The organism is Micromonospora sp. S4605, assembly GCF_003176715.1.
Taxonomy (GTDB): domain Bacteria; phylum Actinomycetota; class Actinomycetes; order Mycobacteriales; family Micromonosporaceae; genus Micromonospora; species Micromonospora echinaurantiaca.
Genome location: NZ_QGSW01000364.1, coordinates 1 through 1808 on the forward strand (window position 1 = coordinate 1; position 1808 = coordinate 1808).

Annotated in this window: 2 protein-coding genes; one reads left to right on the forward strand and one right to left on the reverse strand. The window is 65.7% G+C overall.

Going from position 1 to position 1808, the window contains the following annotated elements:
* Positions 1 to 184: 184 nt before the first annotated feature.
* Positions 185 to 601: an IS200/IS605 family transposase gene (gene tnpA, locus DLJ47_RS30605; RefSeq protein ID WP_109905220.1), complete on the reverse strand. Its 417-nt coding sequence runs from the start codon at positions 599 to 601 to the stop codon at positions 185 to 187.
* A 23-nt stretch (positions 602 to 624) separates the two neighbouring features.
* On the opposite strand from tnpA, the gene DLJ47_RS30610 reads away from it, so the two are divergent.
* Positions 625 to 1695 carry an RNA-guided endonuclease InsQ/TnpB family protein gene (locus DLJ47_RS30610; protein WP_199236073.1) on the forward strand — a complete coding sequence of 357 codons (1071 nt, stop codon included), beginning with the start codon at positions 625 to 627 and terminating at the stop codon, positions 1693 to 1695.
* The last annotated feature ends 113 nt before the right edge of the window (positions 1696 to 1808 follow it).

Consider the following 1808-nt stretch of genomic DNA (forward strand, 5'->3'; position numbering starts at 1 on the left):
CGAGCCGTCAAACGACCGCTGTCCCGATACGCCTACAAAAGCCTGCGCGTCGACCGACGCACCTACCAAGCAACCATCACCATCAACCTCTTGACCACACCGATCAGCCCATAACTTCACGGCGTTGCCCTTTAGGGCGGGGGTGAAGGCCGGCGCGGGAGGGCCGCCTAGGCCCGAGCGTGTTCTAGGTTGGCTTGTTCTGCTGCTCGATGTATTGGCGCAGATCGGTCAGGGGGGCGCCGTCGAGGGACCCGGCGAAGTACGAGGCGGACCATAGCCTGTTGGTTTGGTGGTAGTGGGGTACCAGGTCGGGGAACTCCTGCCGTATCCGTCGTGAGGACACACCCTTGAGACTGTTGACCAGCTTCGACAAGGCGACCTTCGGCGGGAAGTTGACCAGTAGGTGCACGTGCTCGCCCTCGCCGTTGAACTCGACCAGGTCGCACTCGAAGTCGGCGCATACCGCCCGCATGATTTCTTCTAGGCGGGTCAGGTGCTGGTCGGTGAACACCCTGTGCCGGAGCTTCGTCACGAAGACCAAGTGGGCGTGCAGGACGAAGACACAGTGTCTACCGGTGCGAACATCCAGGGGGCCAGCCATAGACCAAGGGTAGACTGTCCGATGTGCAGCTTCGTTACAACTTCCGCGTCTACCCGACGCCCGGCCAGCAGATCGAGCTGGCTCGGGCGTTCGGGTGCGCGCGGGTGGTGTTCAACGACGGGCTGCGTCTGCGCCAGCAGGCACGCGAGCAGGGCGAGAGGTACATCTGCGACGCCGAGCTGTCCCGACGGCTGATCACCGAGGCCAAGCTGACCCCGCAGCGGGCATGGCTGGGCGAGGTCTCGGCCGTGGTGTTGCAGCAGGCACTCGCGGACTTGAACACCGCGTACCGGAACTTCTTCAACTCCCTGTCTGGCAAACGCAGGGGCCGCAAGGTCGCGCCGCCGCGGTTCCGGTCGCGCAAGGACAACCGGCAGGCCATCCGGTTCACCAAGAACTCCCGGTTCAAGGTCCTCGACAATGGCCGCCTGCGCCTACCGAAGGTCGGCGACCTGCCCGTGCGCTGGTCACGCAACCTTCCGGCGGACCCGTCGTCCGTGGCGATTATCCGGGACGCATCTGGGCGGTACTTCGCGTCGTTCGTCGTGCAGGCCACCGACGAAGCGCTGCCGCCGGTCGACTCCGAGGTGGGTATCGACCTGGGGCTGACGCACTTCGCGGTCCTCTCGGACGGCACGAAGGTCACGGCACCGACGTTTCTGCGCCGTGCGGCCCGCAAGCTCAAGCGGTTGCAGCAGGATCTGTCCCGCAAGCAGCGGGGCAGCAGCAACCGCAAGAAGGCCGTCAAGAAGGTGGCTCGGGCGCACGCCCGGGTGGCCGACACCCGGCGGGACTGGCAGCACAAGCTGTCCACGGCGATCATCCGCGACAACCAAGCGGTGTACGTCGAGGACCTGTGCGTGGCTGGTCTCGGCCGTACCCGGCTGGCGAAGTCCGTGTACGACGCCGGGTGGGCCAGCTTNACCGCAATGCTGGAGTACAAGGCCGCCCGCGCCGGGCGAAGGTTCGGGAAGATCAACCGTTTCGCACCCACGTCGCAGACCTGCTCAGCGTGCGGCCGGATCGACGGACCCAAGCCGCTCAACGTCCGGTCATGGACCTGCCCATGCGGGGCAACCCATGACCGGACGTGAACGCGGCGATCAATGTGTTGGCCCAGGGACGCTGGGACAACTCAAACGCCTGTGGAGCGCAGGTAAGACCGGCATCCGTGCCGGCGCCGCGCCGTGAAACAGGAATCCGCCCG

What these genes read in the sequence shown, in the direction of transcription:
- tnpA (WP_109905220.1), bottom strand. Translation starts at nt 601, where the DNA reads ATGGCTGGCCCCCTGGATGTTCGCACCGGTAGACACTGTGTCTTCGTC.